The sequence below is a fragment of the Sphingobacterium sp. UBA2480 genome (assembly GCF_002341965.1).
Taxonomy (GTDB): domain Bacteria; phylum Bacteroidota; class Bacteroidia; order Sphingobacteriales; family Sphingobacteriaceae; genus Sphingobacterium; species Sphingobacterium multivorum.
In genome coordinates, this window is the sequence record NZ_DDPA01000009.1 from 457,099 (window position 1) to 478,686 (window position 21,588).

The window sequence follows — 21,588 nt, forward strand, 5'->3', positions numbered from 1 at the left end:
GTAATAACCAAGGGAATATAATAACCAATAAATCTTATTTAAATGCGCAACTTAACGTACGCTTTAAGTGGTTTGATGCTCTTCGCAATCGTGCAGCAGGGATTTAGCCAAGCCAATAAAGCTCATTATGAAAAAATGCCTTCCGGTATTAAGGTCAGCTTCAAAAATTCGGAGACCTCCATTGATCAGGATATTTATTTGGATGTCGTGACCGACAAGATCGTGCGTGTCACAGCTGTTCCGGCTGGTGCAGCCTTACCAGGACAAACAAGCTTAGTAATCGTCGATTCACTGCGCCGGCAAGTAAAATCACTCACAGTAAGTTCGACGGACTCAACAGTAAATGTCCAAACGGCCAATATGCAGGCCGTAGTTTCCTTGATGAATGGTCAAGTGGAATTTTTTGACCTTAAGGGGCAATCCATCTTGAAAGAAGCAAAGCGGAATTCAAGTTCTTTTTTAGCCAATAGTTATCAAGGTGATGCATTTTATCACATAAACCAGGACTTTATTGTCAATACGGAAGAAGGGATCTATGGACTCGGCCAACATCAGAATGCAGTGATGAACTATAACCGCGGAAAACAGGTTTCACTGCTGCAATATAATACAGAAATCGGAATACCCTTTTTACTGTCAACCAATAACTATGGTATTTTATGGCACAATTACTCCATTACAAAAGCGGGCGACGTAAGGCCCTTATTGCCCTTAAATTCTTTTAAGTTGCAGTCAAAAGAGGGAGAGCCGGGGTGGCTCACAGCAACCTATGTAAATCGGAACAAGGGCGAAGAGGTTTATCTATCCCGACCGGAATCAATCATTGACTATGGCTACCTAACAGATCAGCATAAGTTTCCAAAGGGCGTAAATCTGGCCGAAAGCAAGGTCATCTATGCCGGAAGCTTCTCTTCGCCCTACACAGGCAAACATGTGCTGCATTTTAAATATTCGGGTTATATGAAAGTCTGGATTGACGGGGAGCAGGTCGCCGACCGCTGGCGGCAATCCTGGAATGCAGGTACCTTTGAGATTGAAAGGGACCTGCAGAAAGATAAGATCCACCAGATCCGCATGGAATGGATACCAGATGGAGGGGAATCTTATTTTACCTTAAACTGGCAGAGCCCCATTCCAGAAGCGCGTAAAAACGTATTTTCCTTTAATTCAGAAGCTGGAGATGCCATTGATTATTACTTTGTACAGGGCGCATCAATGGATGAGGTCATTGCAGGTTATCGCCACTTGTCCGGCAAGGCACCGATTATGCCGATTTGGAGCTTTGGATTTTGGCAGAGCAGAGAACGTTACAAGACACAAGCGGAAATTGAGGAGGTCGCGGCTGAATTTCGCAAACGTAAGATTCCGATCGACAATATTGTGCAGGATTGGTCTTACTGGGCTGAAAACGACTGGGGGAGCCAAAAATTTGATGTAAAGCGTTTTCCAGACCCTCTGGCCATGGTGAAGAAGCTGCATGATCAGCACTTTAAGATCATGATTTCGGCCTGGCCCAAAATCAATGAAGAGTCATCGGTATACCAAGAATTTAAAGCAAACAAATGGATCTATCCGCGAAATATTTATGACGGCCGTAAAGATTGGATCGGAAAGGGCTATACCTCGACATTTTATGATCCTTTCAACAAAGCGGCACGCGATGGGTTCTGGAAATTGTTGGACAACAATCTTTTCAAAATTGGGATCGATGCCTGGTGGATGGATGCGAGTGAGCCAGATATTCACTCCAATATTGATCTGGACGAGCGTAAATCGGTCTTTCAGCCAGCTATAGGATCATCTGTTCGCTACTATAATGTGTTCCCTTTGCAAAATGCCAAGGGTATCTACGAGGGCCAGCGTGAAACAGATCCTAACAGACGGGTGTTTATTCTGACGCGATCCTTTTTTGCAGGGCAGCAGCGCTATGCGGCGGCGGCCTGGAGCGGCGATATTGCTTCGAGATGGCATGACATGAAAGATCAGATTGCCGGGGGTATCAATTTCTCGATGTCCGGTACACCTTATTGGACAATGGATGCGGGAGGCTTTTTGGTTGAAAATAGGTTTCACAAACCTAATACGGCGGACTTGGAAGAGTGGCGCGAGCTGAATAGCCGCTGGTACCAATACGGGGCATTTTTGCCTTTGTTCAGGGCGCATGGACAATATCCCTACCGCGAGCCGTATAATATCGCTCCTGTGGATCATCCGGCCTATAAAAGCATGACCTACGCGATTAATCTACGGTATAAATTACTGGCCTATAATTATAGTCTTGCCGCGAAGACTTTTTTTGAAGACTACTCGATGATACGTGGACTTGCGATGGATTTCCCGCAGGACAAAGATGGATTCGACAGCAACGACCAATACCTTTGGGGACCATCCTTGCTTATCAGTCCAGTTACTGAAAAAGGGGCTACCTCACGTAAGATACACTTTCCAAAAGGAGCCAGCTGGTATGATCTATACAATGGCAAGATGGTAGCAGGCGGGCAGGATCTGCTTATTGCAGCACCATACGAACGTATCCCTGTTTATGTCAGAGCCGGAGCAATATTGCCCATTGGACCTGTCATGCAATATACAGCCGAGAAAAAGCCGGATGTGCTGGATTTTTATATCTATGCCGGAGCAGACGGTCAGTTTTCACTTTATGAAGACGAAGGCAGCAATTATAATTATGAAAAAGGGAAATATAGCCGCATTGATTTCAGCTATGACAATTCTGCACAAACACTGTCTTTGGCCAGCCGTCAGGGGGATTTCGACGGCATGCTGACCAAAAGAAAGTTCAATATCATTTTTGTCAGCGACAGCAACGCCGTTGGACTGGATGTATCACCAGCAAAACCAATAGAGGTAACCTATTCAGGTAAAGCTTTGCAGATCAAATTAAAATAATAAAAAACCAATTTATAAATCAAGACATATGATAAGCAAACAATTGTTGAGCAGGGGCATGGCCGTCGTGGTCATGACCAGTGTGACCTCTTTGGTCTGGGCACAATCCTTCACGGGATCGGTTGTTTCGGCTGATTCAGGATTGCCGATCGGGGGAGCGAGTATCAGCGTAAAGAATCAGAAGATTTCAACGAGTAGCGATGAGTCGGGCAAGTTTTCTCTTGGGGCCAGCACAGGGACTATATTGACCATTACTTACGTAGGGTACAAAACGGAGGAAGTTAAAATTACTGGTCCCAATATGGTGATCCGCCTACAGCCGCAAGCTTCCGATCTCGAAGAGGTGGTGGTTATCGGCTACGGTGTACAAAAGAAAAAATTGAATACGGGAGCCAACTTGAAGGTAGAGGGTGAAGAACTGCAGAAACGTAATCAATTAAACCCGCTGCAGTCGCTTCAGGGGCAAGCACCGGGTGTATCCATTACATCAACTTCCGGTCAGCCGGGAGCAGATATGAAGGTCGTCGTCCGCGGACTGGGAACAATTGGCAATTCAGGCCCCTTGTACGTCATCGATGGCGTTCCGGGAGGGGATATTTCGGTCTTAAATGCGGCCGATATCCAATCTATCGACGTATTGAAAGACGCGGCTTCGGCCGCCATCTATGGTTCGCAGGCTGCCAATGGGGTTATTCTGGTCACCACTAAAATGGGCGCTGCGGGAAAAAATGTGCTGTCGTTTGATGGCTATACAGGCATTCAGAACGTTTCGCGTAAAGCAAAATTGCTGGATGCAGATCAGTACAAGCTGATCATGAATGAGCAATCGCTGAATTCGGGGGCTGGGGTTATTGATTTTAACAGCATGGACGGTCTGGCCAATACCAATTGGATGGATTACATGTTTAAGGATAATGCAAAAATGGACAATTACAATGTTGCCCTGACTGGCGGCAATGAAAAATCCACCTACGCCTTATCGATGAACTATATTGGTCAGGAGGGGATTGTCGGTGGTAAAGATGTTTCCAACTATCAGCGTTATGGTTTCCGTACGAACTCGGAACATAAACTCTTCGATAACTTTGTGAAAATAGGTCAGCACCTCAACTTTAACTACATCAAAAATCGAGGCATCAGTGTCGGCAATCAGTACAGTAATACGCTGCGCGGTGCTTTTGCGACTTCGCCCTTGTCACCGGTGTACTCGGACAATGGCTTGTACGGAAGTCCTTTCAATGATACCTCCAATTCACCTTGGTACAATGGGGACAGCAATCCATATGGGGTGATGATGACCAATTCGAACAATGCCAATGATGGTCAAAAATTATTGGCCGATATCTTTGCGGAAATCGAACCGATCAAAGGCTTGAAGATCCGGTCATTGCTGGGATTCAACTATTATGCTTCAGAATATAGAAGTTTTACGCCCATGTATCGATTCTCTATCTACACCTACAATCAAGATCATACAACAACCTCGCAGAACATGAGCAAAGGTCATACGCTGACCTGGACAAATACGGCTTCCTATGACTTTGATATCCATACGGATCATCGTTTTTCGGCTATGGTCGGTATGGAATCGCTACGTTACCAGGGAACTTACCTTTCAGGATCCAACTGGAATCTGCTTTCGCAGTTCAATGATTTTGCACATGCTTATTTGGACAATACCACAGGCCAGGCGCACCTGGATGAAAAAGGGAACGTCGTCGAAACGCGTACGGTGTCTGGAAAGCCAGAGAACATCACCCGTAGGGTCTCGTACTTTGGACGGCTGGGCTATAATTATAAGGAAAAGTACCTGTTGAATGCTACATTGCGTGCAGATGGATCCTCTAAATTTTCGCGCAGCAATCGCTGGGGATATTTTCCTTCGGTATCGGCAGGTTGGGTCATTTCTTCCGAAGAGTTTTTTAAAGAACATTTAGCGGCTGTAAACTTCTTTAAACTCCGTGCTTCATGGGGGCAAGTGGGTAATCAGGATATCGCTGATTTTCAATATGCGGCACCCATCAGTACCTCAACAGGAATTACATCGTCCAACCCCGGAGCACATTATGTCTTTGGAACGAGTAACAATAATATCGCCGGGGCTTATCCGAGCCGTTTATCCAATCCGAATCTGACCTGGGAAACTTCCGAACAGACTAATATTGGATTTGATGCCAAATTTGCGAACAGCCGCCTGGATGTTGTGGCCGATTTTTATGTCAAAAAGACCAAGAACTGGCTGGTTACAGCGCCTGTTTTGGCGACAACCGGAACGTTGCCCCCTTTTATCAATGGCGGTGACGTGAAGAATACAGGGGTGGAATTGGGCCTAAATTGGGCGGATAAGATCAATGAAGTCAAGTATCGTCTTGGGGTAAATGGTGCCTATAACAAAAATAAGGTGGGACAGATTCCGACTGAAGATGGCATTATCCATGGACAGACAGCCATGTTATACGATAATTCGGAAGAATTTTATCGTGCTGCAAATGGTCTACCCATTGGCTACTTCTGGGGGTATAAGACAGACGGCCTATTCCAGAACCAAGCCGAGATCGACGCCTGGAAAACAGCCGGGAAAGGTATCCTTCAAGCGGATGTGAAACCGGGCGATGTGAAATATGTAGACCAGAATAGTGATGGTATTATTAATGCCTCGGATAAGACAAATCTGGGTGTGGGCATGCCTAATTTTACTTATGGATTTAATATTGGACTGGATTATAAAGGATTTGATTTCTCGGTGAATGCCTACGGTTCCCTGGGAAACAAAATTGTACAATCTTACCGCAATCATGCCAATAAACAAGCAAACTATACCACGCGAATATTAGACCGATGGACCGGAGAGGGGACTTCCAGTACAATTCCCCGTGTTACGGAAACGAATGTCAATTGGCAGTTTTCAGACCTTTATATTCAGGATGGAGACTTTCTTCGGATCAGCAATGTGACCTTAGGTTATGATCTATCGAAGCTGATCAAATGGAAGTATGCTAATCAGATCCGCTTCTACGTTCAAGGACAAAACCTGTTCACGTTCACCAAATATGATGGGATGGATCCCGAGATCGGTTATGGAACCGATGGTTGGGTGTCGGGTATCGACCTTGGTTACTATCCAAGACCAAGGACTGTATTATTTGGCCTAAATGTTAAATTCTAAACACAAGAAATCATGAAAAAAACGAGCTATATCTATCATTCCATGTTATTTGGGTCCTTAATCTTAGGATCATGTTCATCCAGTTTTTTGGATGTCGAACCGATGACAAGCGTTTTGGAAAGCAATTTTTATAAAACCATAGCCGATGCTGACATGGCTTTGGTCGGCTGTTATGATGGTTATCAACGCACAACCTCCAATGGGAGCCAATCTTTCTATCTGACAGCAGAGGTGGCCGCCGACAATTGTTTTGGCGGAACAGGTACAACAGACGGTCGATCATTTCAGGCAATAGACCGTTTTGATATTGCGCAGTCCCAATCGGACAATAATATCTTTGATGGTACCTGGTCTGATTACTATGCGGGAATTTTTCGCTGCAATACACTCTTGGGAAAATTGGATGGCACTGATTTTTCAGGCAACACAACAGCGCGGGCACGTATTGAAGGGGAAACGAAGTTTCTACGGGCGACCATGTACTTTGATCTCGTCCGTCTATTCGAAAACATACCTTTGCTAACGAGCCCGACCAATGAGAATATTCCACAGTCGGATCCCAAAGCGATTTATCAACTGATTGTTTCAGACCTTAAATTTGCGGCTTCCAATATCCCAGCCACAGCTTACCCCAAGTCAGCTGCGGCAACCAATGATGGCCGGGCTACTCCATTTGCAGCAAAAGCGCTATTAGCCCGTGTTTATCTATTTTATTCAGGTTATTATGGTGGCGAGGATATCGGTGTCTCCAAAGCCGAAGCCCTGGCGGGACTGGAAGAGGTTATCGGTAGCGGCCAGTTTGCGTTGGTGGCTGATTTCAAAAATCTGTGGCCAGCAGCGAGTTATATCCCCAATGCAAGCAATAATACACTAGATATCTCCAAATATGCCGGCAAGGGAAATGCAGAGGTTGTATTTGCACAGAAATTCAACAATACATCGAACTACAACGGTTATGTTGATGGCAACCGCTGGGTCGTCTTTCTGGGCTTGCGCGGAAAAAATTGGTCGCCCTATGGCCAAGGATGGGGGGCATGTACGGTAAGCAAAAAGTTTTTCAATGAGTTTGACAACATGGATACGCGCAAAACCGCCTCAATTATTGATATCGATGGCGAGAACATCACTGGATTTGACCTCAAAGACCAGCGTGAGTATACAGGTTACACCATAAAAAAATACGCCCCCACGGCATTGCCGGATGGGACCACCAATACAGGTGGGGATAAGGATATGCAACTGTCCCAAGACCAGGATTACTTTGTCATCCGCTATGCTGATGTCTTGCTTATGGCGGCAGAACTCGGTTCCGCAAACGCGCAGAAATACTTTGATGAGGTAAGAAAAAGAGCTTATAAGACCAATTTTGTGTCGCTAGCAGTTTCAAAAAACAATATTCTGAAAGAAAGAAAATTTGAATTTGCTTTTGAAGGTATCCGCTATTGGGATGTATTGCGGCAGGGGCTGAATAATGCCGCCGCAACACTAGAAACAACAGAGGATGTGCTAAGTGGATCTGTACCCGAGAAGGTCATCGTGACTAAAGAGCGTTTTTTGACAACGAAAGGATTTATGCAAATACCCAATAAGCAGATTACCTTATCCAATGGTGTACTGAAACAAAATGCTGGATGGAACTAAACACAAGTATACGAGGACTCACTATTAGTTGAATTATAAATAGACAAACATGAAAAAGATATTCACCTATGCCATCTGCTTTTTTGCGGCGATGGTACTCTTTGGAGCCTGTTCTCCGGAGAATTATACCCTGGGGGACATCGATGTCACATCGGCACAGTTGGAGAAGGGTAAAGCGTTTACCATTGAACATGATGCCAATAATCCCAATATTGTGTATTTAACGAGTTTGATGGATCCCAGATACACCGCTTTATGGGAGCATCCACAGGGACGGAGCCAGGAAAAAAAGGTGACCTTGAAAATGCCTTTCCCTGGTGATTACACGGTAAAATTTGGTGTCGAGACGCGTGGTGGCATCGTCTACGGCGAGCCTGTGACCTTTAAAATCGATCAGATGTATGCCGAATTTATCAGTGACGAGACCTGGACCTTACTGACGGGCGGGGCAGGGGAAGAGAAAACCTGGTATCTCGATCTAGATGCTGACGGTATCTCCCGTTACTTTAAAGGTCCGCTGTATTTTTACGGTACCGGTGACTGGTGGGGAAGCATCAACAAAACAGCTGCGCCCCTAAACAGCGATAGCTGGAGCTGGGAGCCCGATTGGAAAGGCAATAGCTGGCTGATGCCGGCAGGCAATTATGGAAGTATGACTTTTGACCTGAAAGGCGGTGCAAACATCAACGTGAATCATGCCATGCTAGGTAAAGTCCAGAAGGGGACTTTTAACATTGATACCGAAAAGAAAACCATCCGTATGACTGGGGCGTCGCCTTTACATGGAAAGCCACAAGATGGAATCGTCGTCGACTGGGGCGATGTCCGTATTATGTCGCTGACCGAGAATACCATGCAATTAGCCGTATTGCGAGATCCCGTGCTTTCGAATGACGGAGCGGCCATGCTGACCTTTAATTTTATCAGCAAGACCTACAAGGAGAGTTTGGCCGAAGATGCCAAGAATAACAATAAGACCCCATAAATGTATGCTGAAGCAATTAGTTGATACTAGGTATAGCCGGATAATAGGTATACTGATCCTGTTATTTGCAACGGCGGGTTCTTTAAGTGGACAGTCCAGAAAGGTTATTGATTTTAATGGGGGCTGGTGGTTTAAACGGGACAGCAGCCAGCAATATAGCAATGGACGAAAAGTAGAGGGCTGGCGAAAGCTCGATCTACCACATGACTGGAGTATCGAAATGCCATTTAGAGAAAGCAGTCCCGCAGGTAGCGGGGCTGCTTACCTTGATGGTGGCGTAGGATGGTATCAAAAAACGTTTAAACTGGCTCGGGCTGAGCAAGGGCAACGGATATTTATTGCATTCGAAGGTGTATACGAAAACAGTGAGGTCTGGATCAATGGGCATTTCTTAGGAAAAAGACCCAATGGTTATATCGGATTTGAATATGAGCTTTCCCCTTATTTATACTGGGATGGTAGGGAAAACCTGCTTTCAGTAAAAGTAAACAATAAGAATCAGCCCAATTCGCGTTTCTATTCGGGGTCGGGGATCTATCGGGATGTCAAATTAATCAGCCGGAATCCAGTCAGCATAGGAACGAACAGTACCTTCATAAGAGCTGGGCAGCTCAGTGAGAAACGTGCTGTCGTGGATCTCTCTCTGGAAATTGAGCATAACCTTGAGGAATCAAAAAAGATTACGCTACTGACAGAGGTTCTTTCAGCTCAAGGTGCTGTTCTAGCGAGTAAACGTACTACGTTGAACGCCCTCAAGGCAGGTCTGCATCCCCTCGATCAGCAGATAGTCCTCGAAAATCCCATCTTATGGGGTATCGAAAATCCCTATCAATATACAGCAAAGATTAAACTTATTGTTGATGGTCGGGTTGTAGATGAACAGCTTACGAAATTTGGCTTACGTAATTTTAGCTTCGATCAGCAACAGGGCTTTATGCTCAATGGGAGGCCGCTTAAAATCCGTGGGGTCTGTTTACATAGTGATCTCGGAGCTTTGGGCATGGCATTCAACCGATCTGCAGCATTACGTCAGCTTCGCATCATGAAAGAAATGGGGGTGAATGGAATACGGACATCACACAATCCTGCGGCGCCAGCGTTTTTGGATCTCTGCGATAGCTTGGGTTTTGTTGTGATGAGTGAAACCTTCGATGTCTGGAAAGGGCGCAAAAATCCCTATGACTATCATTTATATTGGGACGAATGGTACAAGCGGGACTTTGTTGACCATATCAAAAGGGACCGGAATCATCCGTCGTTGTTTATATGGTGCTTGGGCAATGAAGCGCGGGAGCAATGGCATTCCAAAGCTGATGGTGCAGCGATTCCGATTGCGCTGGCAGCAATCGTCGATAGTCTGGATGGCACACGTCCGACCACCATTGCCAATAATGAACTCTCCAAAGCCAATCCAGTGCTGATGAGTTCGGCGGTAGATTTGATTGGCTATAACTATAACCATAAGAAATGGGCAAGCTTCCCACAAGATCATCCTGAAAAGAAGTTTATCGTAACGGAAAGTACTTCGGCATTGGAAAGCCGCGGAACGTATGATTTGGTGCCATATGATTCTAGTCGCATGTGGCCAGAACGATGGGATATTCCCTTTTCTGGCGGGAACAAAGACAGGAACATATCGGCTTACGACAATGTATTTACACCTTGGGGATCAAATCATCAGACAAGCTTGAGGTTGATGGAAAAGTACGACCATATTGCGGGCATGTATGTATGGACAGGATTTGATTATCTCGGCGAACCAACACCCTACACCTGGCCGGCACGAAGTTCGTACTTTGGTATTGTGGATCTAGCTGGATTTCCGAAAGATGTCTACTATCTGTATCAAAGCGTCTGGACAGAAAAGCCGGTCTTACATGTATTACCTCATTGGAATTGGAAGCAAGGTGATCGGGTAGATATCGTGGTATATTTTAATCAGGCTGACCGGGTGGAGCTTTATCTGAACGGTAAAAGGATAAGGGAGCAGTCCAAAGACCCAGATCGGTACGACCTTGTATTTAAAGCTGTTGAATTCAAACCAGGGGAGATTGAAGTAATATCGTTTCAAGGTGGCAAGAAACTGCTAAGTAAAACGATCCGTACCGCAGCGAAAGCGCATCGTATACAATTGTTTGCAGAAAATGTGACTTTCAATTCGGCAAAGAAAGAACTTTCCTTTGTACATGCTTATATCGTGGACGAGTTTGGCACGATCGTTCCTTATGCAGACGATAAAATCGAATTTGAGGTGGAGGGAGATGGTGCAAAAATTGTGGCGACAGACAATGGCAATACGACGGATCTGACGAGCTTCCAATCTGCTTCCCGCAATGCTTTTCATGGTAAAGCCTTGGCGATTGTCACGAGCAAAAACAAAGGCAAAATACAGGTAAGGGCAAAAAGCGAAGGACTAATTTCGGGTGATATTCAACTTGAAGCCAATTAGTTCTTGGCTCTGCTCTGCTCTGGATTTGTATGTTTTTTTTCACTAATAAGAGCAAGGTCCGACCATGGTCGGACCTTGCTCTTTGTTGTATAACGCGATCATTAAGGCTATGATTTACTTGCCGATACAGAATTTCGAGAAGATATTATCCAATAAATCGTCTGTCGAAACACTTCCCGTGATTTCACCAAGATGATATAGCGCTTGGCGGATATCCATCGCTAGAAAATCAGAAGTGACAGGATTGTCAATGCCATATATAACGCGTTCCAGTGAATCTGCTGTTTTTTGTAGCGCTTCTACGTGACGGATATTGGTGACCATAACATCATCGGTATTTAAATTTCCTAATTGTACATGATTGATCAACTCGTCTTTCAGTTCCTCGACACCAATTTGTTCTTTCGCTGAAATGTAAAGCGGATTAAGGACATTGTAAACGTCTTTTTGTGCCTCAGAAAGCAAATCTGATTTATTGATAATGGTAACAAATGGAATTTGTAGGCGCTCGATTTCCGGTAATTGAGCTTGTACTTCTTCAACTTTGTCCTGTGTAGGGTCAAAAAGGTAAATGATCAATCGTGCCTGTTTCATCTTTTCACGGGTACGCTCAACACCTTTTGCTTCAATAACATCAGCCGTCTCACGTATACCTGCTGTGTCAATAAATCGGAATGTGACACCATGAATATTAATTTCATCTTCAATGGTATCGCGTGTTGTCCCTGCAATATCAGAAACAATGGCACGTTCTTCGTTTAAGAAAGCGTTCAATAGGGTTGATTTTCCTACATTAGGTTTCCCGGCAATGACAACAGGAACACCATTTTTTAGGACGTTACCCTGTTCAAAAGATTGCACTAATTTTTGAACAATAACCTGTATTTTGTTGATCAGATTTTTTAGCTGATCCCTGTTCGCGAATTCCACATCTTCTTCCGAAAAATCAAGCTCTAATTCAATTAGTGAAGCAAAGTGAATGAGATCTTCACGAAGGGATTTAAGCTGATTGGAAAAGCCGCCACGCATCTGCTGCATGGCTACTTGATGTGAGGCGGCAGAATTGGATGCAATTAAATCGGCAACTGCTTCTGCTTGGGATAAATCCATTCCGCCATTGAGAAATGCACGTAGGGTAAATTCTCCCGGACGGGCGGCACGTGCTCCTTTTTTGATCAGTAAATTTACAACGCGCTCGATAATATATTTGGAGTTATGCGTTGATATTTCCACCGAATTTTCTCTCGTATAGGAGTTCGGGGCTACAAATAAGGAGACCAATACTTCGTCAATGATCTCTTCGCCATCGCGTATGGTTCCAAAATGGATGGTATGTGATGCTTGTTGAAGTAGGTTCTTTCCTTTAAATATTTCGTTCGTAATTTTTATGGCATTTTGGCCCGAAACGCGTATGACAGCAATAGCGCCATTTGTTCCGGAAGATGTCGCTAATGCAACAATGGTATCTTCAGTGATATATCCCGTATTTGACATGGTACAAAGATACGTTAAATTGAAGTAATGGATTCTATATATTGCAGCACAAATTAAATTCATCTTGATCGATTAAACCTTTGTTCAAACATTGAAGTCATACCCATAGAAGCGCTTGTAAAAAAGAATGGAACACAGGCGGAGTGGAATTGATTTTTAAATTTAAATTATACTGTTATGAGAAAGATGATATACTTCGCGTTGGCAATTGGAGGACTGGTTTTAATCGCTCCTCAACAATCTTCGGCTCAACATCGTGGAAATGAACGTGAATGGAAACAGGACAAAGAGCGTAGGAAATATGAAGAGAAAAGGGATAAGGAATATCGAAAATATTTAGAAAAACGCGAAAAAGAAGACCGTAAATATCATAAAGAAGTAGCTAAGTCATACCGAAAAGGATACCGTCATGGAGCACCGGCCTGGGCAAGTGCACATCGTTACGATAGTAGACACCATGTATACTTTAGAGATTACAAAACATTCTACGATCCTTACAGAGGAGGTTACGTGTATATGCGCAATGGCCGTTGGAATTTTTCAGCAAACGTACCTTCATTTATGTTGAATGTCAACTTGGGAGCAGCCAATATCCGGATTGTAAAAGATGTTGCAATTAGCAGACATCCTGAAGATTTTTACAACGACTACCGTTGGGATTAGAAAGAATTTATCTTGTTGTTTGAATAAAAAAGCCTCAGTCTTTAGGAAGATGAGGCTTTTCTTTTTGCTAGTCTTCGTCGAAACTGACTTTATTCACTTCAAGCGACTTTATCCGCGCTAACGATTCAATTCTTAAATCGGGCAATTCTCTTAATCTTTTGCCACCTTCCTGGAAGGATTTTTCGATAATAAATCCCATGCCCAATACTGAAGCCCCCGATTGTTTAACGAGATCGAGCATACCAAAAGCGGCATTCCCATTGGCCAAAAAATCGTCTATAAAAAGAACATTGTCGCTCGGCGTAAGAAACTCTTTGCTGACACAGATGTCATAGGTTCGGTTCTTGGTAAATGAATGTACCTGGCTTACATACATATCAGCCATGGTAGCGGGTTTTGCTTTTTTTACAAATACAACCGGGAGCTCTAAAAGGTAGCCAAGCATAATCGCTGGGGCTATTCCGCTTGCTTCAATTGTAATGATTTTATTGATCGGGAGGTCTGCAAAACGACGGACAAATTCCACCGCAATAGATTTCATCAATACGGGGTCCATCTGATGATTGATGAAGTTGTCTACTTTAAGTATGCCTCCTGCGAGACTTTTACCGTCATGAAGGATTCTATCCTTTAATAATTTCATGTTTTACTTGTATAAATATAGCGTGCTATGTCAAAATTTTGATCTGTTGACCCTTAATCCATCTCCATTTGATAGAGGTTGTTGAACTCTTCTTGATGGTGTTCGAGAATTACCTTTCGTTTCATTTTCAAGGTTGGTGTTAACTCCCCATTTTCAATAGTAAATTCATCTGTTAAAATAATTGGTTTCTTAATCTGCTCCCAGTTACCAAAATGCTGGTTTGCACGACGTACCTCCTGATTGACTTTTTTTACAATTGCAGGGTCAGTCAGAAAATCATCCTTTGTCATGGTTGCAAGTTCAGGAGCATCTGTTCTGGCCCAATCCAATAAATGTGCATAGTTTGGTACAATAAAGGCAGAAGCAAATTTCATCCCGTCACCGATAACCATCGCCTGTTCAATAAATTTAGATTCAACGAGCTTGGTTTCGATAGGTTGTGGTATAACGTACTTTCCACCCGAAATTTTGAACATCTCTTTTTTTCGGTCAATGATTTTTAAGAATTTTTCATCTTCCCACTTTCCGATATCTCCGGTATGCAGCCATCCATCAATAATAGTTTTATCCGTTTCGGCCTTATTCTTATAATATCCCATCATGACATTCGGGCCTTTTACTAATATTTCTCCGTCCTCAGCGAGTTTTATTTCAACAAAACGGACAGGAAGGCCAACAGTGCCTATGCGTATACCTTTAATATAATGATTGACTGAAATGAGTGGTGAAGCTTCGGTCATGCCATAACCCTCATATAGTGGAATTCCTGCGGCTAAGAAAGCACGTGTTAGTTTACTATGAAGAGAAGCTGATCCAGAGGCAACAGTAAGTAATTCGCCCCCCAAGGCCTCATACCACTTGTTAAGGACAAGTTGTTTGGCCAGCCTTAGTTTCATAGTATAGGCAAAGCTTCTTTTTTCTGGGTTAGGATCATATTCTTCCGCTACTGAAACCGACCAGTCAAAAACTTTTCGTTTGAAACCGCTGAGATCGTGGCCTGTTTTCATGATTTTCTCATATACTTTTTCAAGAATACGCGGGACAACGGTCATGATATGAGGTTTTACTTCTTTCAGATTATCACCAATCTTATCAAAAGATTCTGCGATATAGATCGTAAAGCCAAGATACATATAGGTATATAAAACCATACGCTCGTAGGCATGGCAGGGCGGGAGGAAGGTCAGTCCGCGGTCGTACGCCTTACAGGGGGTGATTTCTGCAGCACCCAATACATTGGAAAAGATATTGTTGTGCGAAAGCATGACTCCCTTTGGTTTACCCGTTGTTCCGGAAGTGTAAATCAGGGTAGCGAGATCTTCAGGTTTAACCTGATCACGTAATGCGGCTAGTTTTTCTAGGGAGCAATTGAGGCCTATATCATTAATTTCTTTCCAGCTGCGTGTTCCCTCCTGATCTGCGATACAAAAAATATACTTCAATGTATAGATTGAATCGGTTAGATTCATCAGGCGGTCATAGAGGCTCTTGTTGCTGACAATACACACTCTTATTTCGGCATCATTAAAGATATATTGATAGTCTGTATCTGTAATGTTTGGATAGATGGCCACCACGACTGCACCAATTTGTTGGATTGCAAAGTCAATCAAATGCCATTCCATACTGCTGCCAGCAATGAGACCAACTTTCTCGTTGGGTTTCACGCCAAGTTCAATCAGACCTCTGGAAAGAGTGTCCACATGCTCAAGAAAATCTGCCGTTTTGATGTGGTTCCACTTGCCGTCTATTTTGTGTGCAAATATGTCAAGATCGGGGTATTTGCCCATCTGTTGACGTGCAAGATCAAATAATCTAAGTTTTTCTTCCATTTCAAATCGTATTCTTTTAAGCTCCGGGGGAGCACCCTTCCAGTATGAACTTTGTTTTAAGGGAAAAGTTTGCAAACATAAATAATAGTTTCAAGAATATGGAATGATTTTGTAATTAGCTTGTTTCAAAAGTATGGAGGGGAGGTGGGCGATATGTATGCTTTTGTGTTTTTTAAAAGTAGGATGTTTCTTGGAAGCTATTTGAGACTAGCTCCTTGAGTAGATGGACTTGATGCCCGCTAATTATAAAAAAAGCTAGTCGTTATCGACTAGCTTTTCTTCTTTGTTTTTCTTTGATCAAAAGGCCGAGCTCTCGACCTGTCGCTCCTGCGACTGAAGTATTTTCTTGTGCTCTACGGAAAAGGTATGGCATCACCGCTTTAACCGGTCCATAAGGCATATATTTAGCAACATTGTAGCCGTGTGCAGCTAAATTGAAGCTCAGGTTATCAGACATACCCAATAATTGTGCAAAGTAAATACGGTCGATTGATCTGTCGATACCGCGTCTGTCAATTTCCTTTGCAAGTAGCATGCTACTGTCCTCATTGTGTGTACCCGCCATTAGTCCAAAGTTGTCCAGATGGTCCAAGATAAATTCAATAGCTTCATTATAATCTCTATCGGAAGCTTCTTTATTTGGCTGGATGGGATCGGAATAACCTTTTTGCGCAGCGCGAGCACGTTCGATCTCCATATAGGCACCACGAACGATCTTAGCACCCATGTGAAATCCTCTAACTTTGGCGTATTCAAAGTCAGCTTTCAAAGATGCCAACTTATCACTACGGTACAATTGATAAGTATTATATACAATTGGTTTTTCCATATTGTATTTTTCCATCATTTCACGAGCGATATCGTCAATTGCATCTTGGATCCATGAATGTTCAGCATCTACTAAAACTTTTACACCAGCTGCATGACAAGCTTTACAGATGCGATCGGTACGATCCAACATACGTTGGTATTCTGCCTGTTCACTTTCTGTCAAGGCTTCCTTTGCATTGACTTTTTCAAACAGTTCAAATCGGCCTAATCCAGTTGGTTTAAATACTGAAAATGGAATGTATTTGTTTTTACTGGCCGCGACTACGGTGCGCAATACCTCGTTGCAGCAAGCGTCAAATGCACTTTCAGTTTCTTCTCCTTCAACGGAATAATCCAATATTGTCCCTACACCATTCTCTCCCAATTCGTTGATCGCATTTTCGCAACCTTCGATAGTCTCTCCGCCACAAAAATGCTTGAAGATTGTTTTACGGATGATACCCTGGATAGGTAATCCGATGTTCAGTGCAAAGTTGGTCATGGATGGACCTACTTTTGTCAAGAAGTTATTCGCTATTATTTTGAATAACCAATACGCTCTTTCCAAATCCTTATCGCTTTTACTTTTAAAAGCAATCTCTGTATTATCAAAGGATAATGTCTTGGGCTCAGAATTCTCAATCATAATCTTTATTTGCAATAAGGCAAATGTAGCAATTTACTAAGCATTAAAACGATGATAATTCTTGTATTCCTCAGTGAAACCACTATTTTTGTGAAATGCAAGAATTTAAAATCGAGGGCGAATATATCCAGCTCATACAGTTACTTAAAGCTTTAAATTGGGTGGAGCATGGCGCTATGGCTCAGTGGGTTGTAGCGGAAGGGTATGTAAAGTATAATGGGCAGGTCGATTACCGGAAAAGGCTCAAATTGCGACCAGGAGATGTTGTTGAATTTGATGGGATGCAAATAAAATTGGTGTAATATTAAACAATATTGGTAAATAGAAAACTTAAACCTTAAAGAATCGTAGAATGGAAGTCATAGAAAGTTTGGGCTATCAGGTATATTTTGATGATACGTTGGCCTCTTTGGAGGCGTTTTTAGCTGAGCGCAGTTACTCAAAGATCATCGTCTTGGTGGATACCAACACCTTGGATAATTGTTTACCCTTATTTCAGCAGGCCTTACCCAATTTGGCGAATTATGACGTGATAGAAGTAGATCCTGGCGAGGAAAATAAAAATATTGATTTCTGTATTGGCGTATGGCATAATATGCTCGATTTCGGAGCGGATAGGCATTCGTTGATGATCAACCTGGGTGGTGGGGTAGTCACCGATATGGGGGGATTTGCAGCGTCAACTTTCAAAAGAGGGATGGATTTTATTCAAATTCCGACGACTTTACTTTCCCAGGTAGATGCATCGGTAGGAGGTAAGACCGGCATTGATATGGGCAGTGTGAAAAATATTATTGGAACTTTTGCACAACCTCAAGCAGTATTTATTTCAAGCCAGTTTTTGAAAACCCTAGATCAGCGTCAGTTAATCTCAGGTTTTGCTGAAGTAATTAAACATGGACTGATCTTCGATCGGGCTTACTATGAGCGAGTGAAAACATTGGAGATCGATCAAATCGACAATTCTTTGATCAAACATTCTGTTTCGATCAAAAACCGTGTTATCCTTGAGGATCCGAAAGAAAAAGGACTGCGTAAAATTTTAAACTTTGGCCATACAATTGGTCATGCTATTGAGGGCTACTCGTTGTTGAACGATGCTTCACCTTTATTACATGGAGAAGCTATTGCAGTAGGAATGATTTGTGAGGGGTACCTATCGCATAAATTGAATGGTTTGCCTTTGGATGAATTAAACGATTTGATCCAAACTTTTAGAAAATATTTCAACGACTACACATTTGATTCTTCCATTGATACAGCCCTGTTGGATCTGATGCGAAACGATAAGAAAAACTTGTCCAATCAGATTGGTTTCGCATTGCTTGACCAAATTGGCAGTTGTCAATATGATATCTACGTTTCTGAGGAAGATATTATTGAAAGTCTTGATTTTTACCGTGAGCTTATCACACCATAATAAAACAGAAAAGCCGTGTATCGGGAGAATGCACGGCTTTTCTTTACAGCTATTTTTATCGCAATTTCGTTGCGGAAATTAGTAAACCTAAACTTAAATCATCATAATAACCATTTATATCATGAATAGAATCTTCATTTTTCTGTTTCTCCTGTTGGGGATGTCAGCTGCTGTTCAGGCACAAAGGCAAGTATTGATCTTTAGCAAGACAAAAGGGTTTAGACACGGAAGCATCGAAAAGGGTGCAGAGGTACTTAAGCAATTGCTTGATAAAGAAAAAATAAAATCTGATCATTCGGAGGATGCAGCTCTGTTTACCGATCAGGGATTGAACAAATATGACGCCGTTATCTTTCTGAGCACAACCGGCGATATTCTCGATAATGCGCAACAGGAAGCTTTTGTGCGGTATATCCAATCAGGAAAAGGGTTTGTGGGTATCCATGCAGCGACGGATACTGAGTTTGATTGGCCATGGTATAACGGCCTTGTAGGGGCGTATTTTGCGTCTCATCCTGCTGTACAAAAAGCCAAAATTGATGTGCTGGACAGAAAACATCCGGCCACCAAGCACCTCGATCCGATCTGGTGGCACAAGGATGAGTGGTATAACTTCAAGGATGTGAAGGACGGATTGCATGTGTTGATGAATTTGGATGAAAAAAGCTACCAAGGAGGAAAAATGGGGGATCAACATCCAATCTCCTGGACCCAGAGCTACGATGGAGGGAAAGTCTTCTATACCGGGCTTGGACATACCGATGAGTCCTATGACGAACCTGAGTTCCAAAAACATTTAATTGGAGGAATTTTATCTGTTCTTCCCAAGAAAAAGTAACTTATTTTATAGTTGGCGTTTTCTTAAATAGGGCATGGTACATGCTTCGATGTGGCAATAACACAATGAAAAGTCCCAAATGGTCATTCCATTTGGGACTTTTTTATAATTGATGGCGAAATGGGAAGAGAACCGATTTTGCCATTTAATCGGGTTTAATAGTTCAGTTTATATTTTGCGCCGATACTAAACCAACGACCGGGCATAGGAACGGCGGCAGCTTCTATATAGCTCTTGTCAAATATATTCTGAACATCCACAAAGATGTTTAAGTCTTGGAGTTGGTACGATCCTCTTACGTCAGCGATGAAATAAGATTTGTAACTGATACGCTCATTAAAGCGGTTTGCAGAAGTGAACATCCAGTTCTTGTGGTTTATGGTAAAGTTGGCAATAACTTGATGCCTTAAGCTTTCAATAGCATATTTGGATAGTATCCCGTCTGCTAATGTTATGCTTGGGTTGAGATAATTATAACTTAGCGTTGTAAAGTATCGTGTCGTTGCGCTGGGATCATTGATATTATATCGGAATGAAGCATTGAATCCATCAATTTTATTTTTTCCAATATTTATTGGTTTCCACGGAATGACCGTTCCGCTTCCTGTAGTGGCATCCTCTTTTTGCCAGTCAATGAAATCGTTTATCCTTCGATGGAAATAGCCCACTTGCGCAATAACTCGATTGGATAAGTATTTTATACCACTTTCTATCTGATAGGCATTTTCAGAGCTCAGTGTGGGGTTTCCGACGTTGGCTGTCTGATTGGTGTAAAGATCCGTAAAGGAAGGGATACGTTGGCTAGAACCTGCGTTGACTACAATCTTCCAATGTTCGGTAATATCATAGCCCAAATCTAGACCCGGGAATACCTGCCAGCCAAATTTTGAGTTATAATTGATGTAGGCACCTGAGTTGATCATCAGTTTTTCGATCGCCTCGGTTTTGAATTCCAGGTAGCCGCCGTAATTCTTCCGGTTATGGTCGCCAATACTGGTGCTATTGATACGTTCAAATCGACTTTCTAATCCTAAGCCAAATGTACCATAACTTTGCTCCAATGTAGCATTGATTTCTGCTCCAAAGACGTTGCTGTAATGTTTGGATCTACCTTTCGTTGTTTCTCGGCCTAAATACCAATATTCATCTTCGTTGTAGCGATTACTGAGGCGTGGACTGATGGAAAATGCCTGTGTTAATTGATGCTTGGACTGCAGGGAAGCGAAAGCTGTCTTAACCTGTTCATACGCTTCCTTGTCACTCGGTGCAGCGTAGTAACCATTGGCTCCAAATTGATTGTTGATATAGCCAACATTGGCTTTTATCATATTGGCTGTATTCGGTTGATATGTCCCGTCATAATAGAGTTTATTATTATTAGAGGCTGTATTATATCGTTGCCCATTGGAGTCTTCGTGGCCAAAATATAAACCGTGGCTTGTTTGCTTGGTTAAGAACTGTGAGCCAAGCTGAACGCCTTTACCATAATACTTGCCTGCACTTGTCTGCTCATTATCTTTGAATGATGAACCACTATACACCTGGGCACTAATTTGATTTGATTCAATTTTTTTTGTTACGATGTTAATAGCGCCGGTTAGCGCATTAATGCCGAAAATTCTGGATGCTGGTCCTCGAATGATTTCGATACGTTCGATGGCCTCCAGCGGAACCGGAAGGTTCATATTGTGATGGGCACTCTGTGGATCGGTGATTTTAACACCATTGAGTAGGATCGCTGTCTGTTCAAAAGAGCCTCCGTCGATACTTATATCTGCCTGCGAACCGAATGGTCCACGTTGGCGAATATCAACTCCTGGGATATTGCTAAGCAATTCGTTGATTGATCGATTTGGTAGTCTCTGTATATCTTCCTGCGTCAATATTTGGATGTTCTTGCTTTGTTTTGAAAAAGGGATCTGTAAGCGATTTTGATTAATGATGACTTCACCCAAAGCGGTTGTGTCTTTAATCTGCGCAGTCGCAGCTCCAATACTCAGTACTAATGCAAGTTTTGTTAACGTAATATTCTTATTCAACATGCTTTCCTAGATTTTACGCTGCAAAAGTAGCTTAGCAGATTAAAAAACAAAT

General features: G+C 42.8%; 14 protein-coding genes. 9 read left to right on the forward strand and 5 right to left on the reverse strand.

Annotated features, from left to right (window positions below):
* Window positions 1-42 precede the first annotated feature (42 nt).
* From B3600_RS22460 to B3600_RS22480, 5 genes are read left to right on the forward strand one after another with little or no spacing between them, the layout of a single operon-like run.
* The gene (locus B3600_RS22460; RefSeq protein WP_286754448.1) at window positions 43-2,907 is read left to right on the forward strand and encodes a TIM-barrel domain-containing protein; all 2,865 of its coding nucleotides are present in this window, start codon (window positions 43-45) and stop codon (window positions 2,905-2,907) included.
* A 28-nt stretch (window positions 2,908-2,935) separates the two neighbouring features.
* Complete coding sequence (locus B3600_RS22465; RefSeq protein ID WP_286754449.1) at window positions 2,936-6,073, forward strand: SusC/RagA family TonB-linked outer membrane protein; 3,138 nt, start codon at window positions 2,936-2,938, stop codon at window positions 6,071-6,073.
* A 12-nt stretch (window positions 6,074-6,085) separates the two neighbouring features.
* Window positions 6,086-7,714 carry a RagB/SusD family nutrient uptake outer membrane protein gene (locus tag B3600_RS22470; RefSeq protein WP_112374501.1) on the forward strand — a complete coding sequence of 543 codons (1,629 nt, stop codon included), beginning with the start codon at window positions 6,086-6,088 and terminating at the stop codon, window positions 7,712-7,714.
* A 49-nt stretch (window positions 7,715-7,763) separates the two neighbouring features.
* A complete protein-coding gene (locus tag B3600_RS22475; protein WP_286754450.1) occupies window positions 7,764-8,699 on the forward strand; it encodes a hypothetical protein in 936 nt (311 codons plus the stop codon).
* Window positions 8,700-8,703: 4 nt separating this feature from the next.
* On the forward strand, window positions 8,704-11,148 hold the full coding sequence (locus B3600_RS22480) for a glycoside hydrolase family 2 TIM barrel-domain containing protein (protein ID WP_286754451.1): 2,445 nt from the start codon (window positions 8,704-8,706) through the stop codon (window positions 11,146-11,148).
* Window positions 11,149-11,262: 114 nt separating this feature from the next.
* Here the strand turns inward: B3600_RS22480 and mnmE are convergent, their stop codons facing one another.
* Window positions 11,263-12,642: a tRNA uridine-5-carboxymethylaminomethyl(34) synthesis GTPase MnmE gene (gene mnmE, locus B3600_RS22485; protein WP_286754452.1), complete on the reverse strand. Its 1,380-nt coding sequence runs from the start codon at window positions 12,640-12,642 to the stop codon at window positions 11,263-11,265.
* 177 nt (window positions 12,643-12,819) lie between these two features.
* Here mnmE and B3600_RS22490 point away from each other — a divergent pair, with 177 nt between their 5' ends.
* The gene (locus tag B3600_RS22490; protein WP_286754453.1) at window positions 12,820-13,305 is read left to right on the forward strand and encodes a hypothetical protein; all 486 of its coding nucleotides are present in this window, start codon (window positions 12,820-12,822) and stop codon (window positions 13,303-13,305) included.
* Window positions 13,306-13,372: 67 nt separating this feature from the next.
* On the opposite strand, the gene xpt is transcribed toward B3600_RS22490, so the two are convergent.
* From xpt to B3600_RS22505, 3 genes are all read right to left on the reverse strand, one after another.
* Window positions 13,373-13,948, reverse strand: a complete 576-nt coding sequence (xpt, locus tag B3600_RS22495) for a xanthine phosphoribosyltransferase (protein WP_286754454.1) — start codon at window positions 13,946-13,948, stop codon at window positions 13,373-13,375.
* Window positions 13,949-14,001: 53 nt separating this feature from the next.
* On the reverse strand, window positions 14,002-15,780 hold the full coding sequence (locus B3600_RS22500) for an AMP-dependent synthetase/ligase (RefSeq protein WP_286754455.1): 1,779 nt from the start codon (window positions 15,778-15,780) through the stop codon (window positions 14,002-14,004).
* 262 nt (window positions 15,781-16,042) lie between these two features.
* Window positions 16,043-17,236 carry a proline dehydrogenase family protein gene (locus B3600_RS22505; RefSeq protein ID WP_046675892.1) on the reverse strand — a complete coding sequence of 398 codons (1,194 nt, stop codon included), beginning with the start codon at window positions 17,234-17,236 and terminating at the stop codon, window positions 16,043-16,045.
* 95 nt (window positions 17,237-17,331) lie between these two features.
* Here B3600_RS22505 and B3600_RS22510 point away from each other — a divergent pair, with 95 nt between their 5' ends.
* The 3 genes from B3600_RS22510 (at window position 17,332) to B3600_RS22520 (ending at window position 19,494) form a co-directional block, all read left to right on the forward strand.
* Window positions 17,332-17,538 (forward strand): RNA-binding S4 domain-containing protein, encoded by a 207-nt coding sequence (locus tag B3600_RS22510; RefSeq protein ID WP_070568728.1) that lies wholly within the window; start codon window positions 17,332-17,334, stop codon window positions 17,536-17,538.
* Between the two features lie 50 nt (window positions 17,539-17,588).
* Window positions 17,589-18,656: a 3-dehydroquinate synthase gene (aroB, locus tag B3600_RS22515; protein ID WP_204990724.1), complete on the forward strand. Its 1,068-nt coding sequence runs from the start codon at window positions 17,589-17,591 to the stop codon at window positions 18,654-18,656.
* Window positions 18,657-18,777: 121 nt separating this feature from the next.
* Entirely contained in the window at window positions 18,778-19,494 is a 717-nt protein-coding gene (locus B3600_RS22520) for a ThuA domain-containing protein (RefSeq protein ID WP_204990723.1), read from the forward strand.
* Window positions 19,495-19,649: 155 nt separating this feature from the next.
* On the opposite strand, the gene B3600_RS22525 is transcribed toward B3600_RS22520, so the two are convergent.
* Entirely contained in the window at window positions 19,650-21,536 is a 1,887-nt protein-coding gene (locus tag B3600_RS22525) for a TonB-dependent receptor plug domain-containing protein (RefSeq protein WP_286754456.1), read from the reverse strand.
* Window positions 21,537-21,588: the final 52 nt, after the last annotated feature.

What these genes read in the sequence shown, in the direction of transcription:
- B3600_RS22490 (WP_286754453.1), top strand. Translation starts at nt 12,820, where the DNA reads ATGAGAAAGATGATATACTTCGCGTTGGCAATTGGAGGACTGGTTTTA.
- B3600_RS22470 (WP_112374501.1), top strand. Translation starts at nt 6,086, where the DNA reads ATGAAAAAAACGAGCTATATCTATCATTCCATGTTATTTGGGTCCTTA.
- B3600_RS22480 (WP_286754451.1), top strand. Translation starts at nt 8,704, where the DNA reads ATGCTGAAGCAATTAGTTGATACTAGGTATAGCCGGATAATAGGTATA.
- mnmE (WP_286754452.1), bottom strand. Translation starts at nt 12,642, where the DNA reads ATGTCAAATACGGGATATATCACTGAAGATACCATTGTTGCATTAGCG.
- B3600_RS22510 (WP_070568728.1), top strand. Translation starts at nt 17,332, where the DNA reads ATGCAAGAATTTAAAATCGAGGGCGAATATATCCAGCTCATACAGTTA.
- B3600_RS22505 (WP_046675892.1), bottom strand. Translation starts at nt 17,236, where the DNA reads ATGATTGAGAATTCTGAGCCCAAGACATTATCCTTTGATAATACAGAG.
- B3600_RS22520 (WP_204990723.1), top strand. Translation starts at nt 18,778, where the DNA reads ATGAATAGAATCTTCATTTTTCTGTTTCTCCTGTTGGGGATGTCAGCT.
- B3600_RS22500 (WP_286754455.1), bottom strand. Translation starts at nt 15,780, where the DNA reads ATGGAAGAAAAACTTAGATTATTTGATCTTGCACGTCAACAGATGGGC.
- B3600_RS22460 (WP_286754448.1), top strand. Translation starts at nt 43, where the DNA reads ATGCGCAACTTAACGTACGCTTTAAGTGGTTTGATGCTCTTCGCAATC.
- B3600_RS22475 (WP_286754450.1), top strand. Translation starts at nt 7,764, where the DNA reads ATGAAAAAGATATTCACCTATGCCATCTGCTTTTTTGCGGCGATGGTA.
- aroB (WP_204990724.1), top strand. Translation starts at nt 17,589, where the DNA reads ATGGAAGTCATAGAAAGTTTGGGCTATCAGGTATATTTTGATGATACG.
- B3600_RS22525 (WP_286754456.1), bottom strand. Translation starts at nt 21,536, where the DNA reads ATGTTGAATAAGAATATTACGTTAACAAAACTTGCATTAGTACTGAGT.
- xpt (WP_286754454.1), bottom strand. Translation starts at nt 13,948, where the DNA reads ATGAAATTATTAAAGGATAGAATCCTTCATGACGGTAAAAGTCTCGCA.
- B3600_RS22465 (WP_286754449.1), top strand. Translation starts at nt 2,936, where the DNA reads ATGATAAGCAAACAATTGTTGAGCAGGGGCATGGCCGTCGTGGTCATG.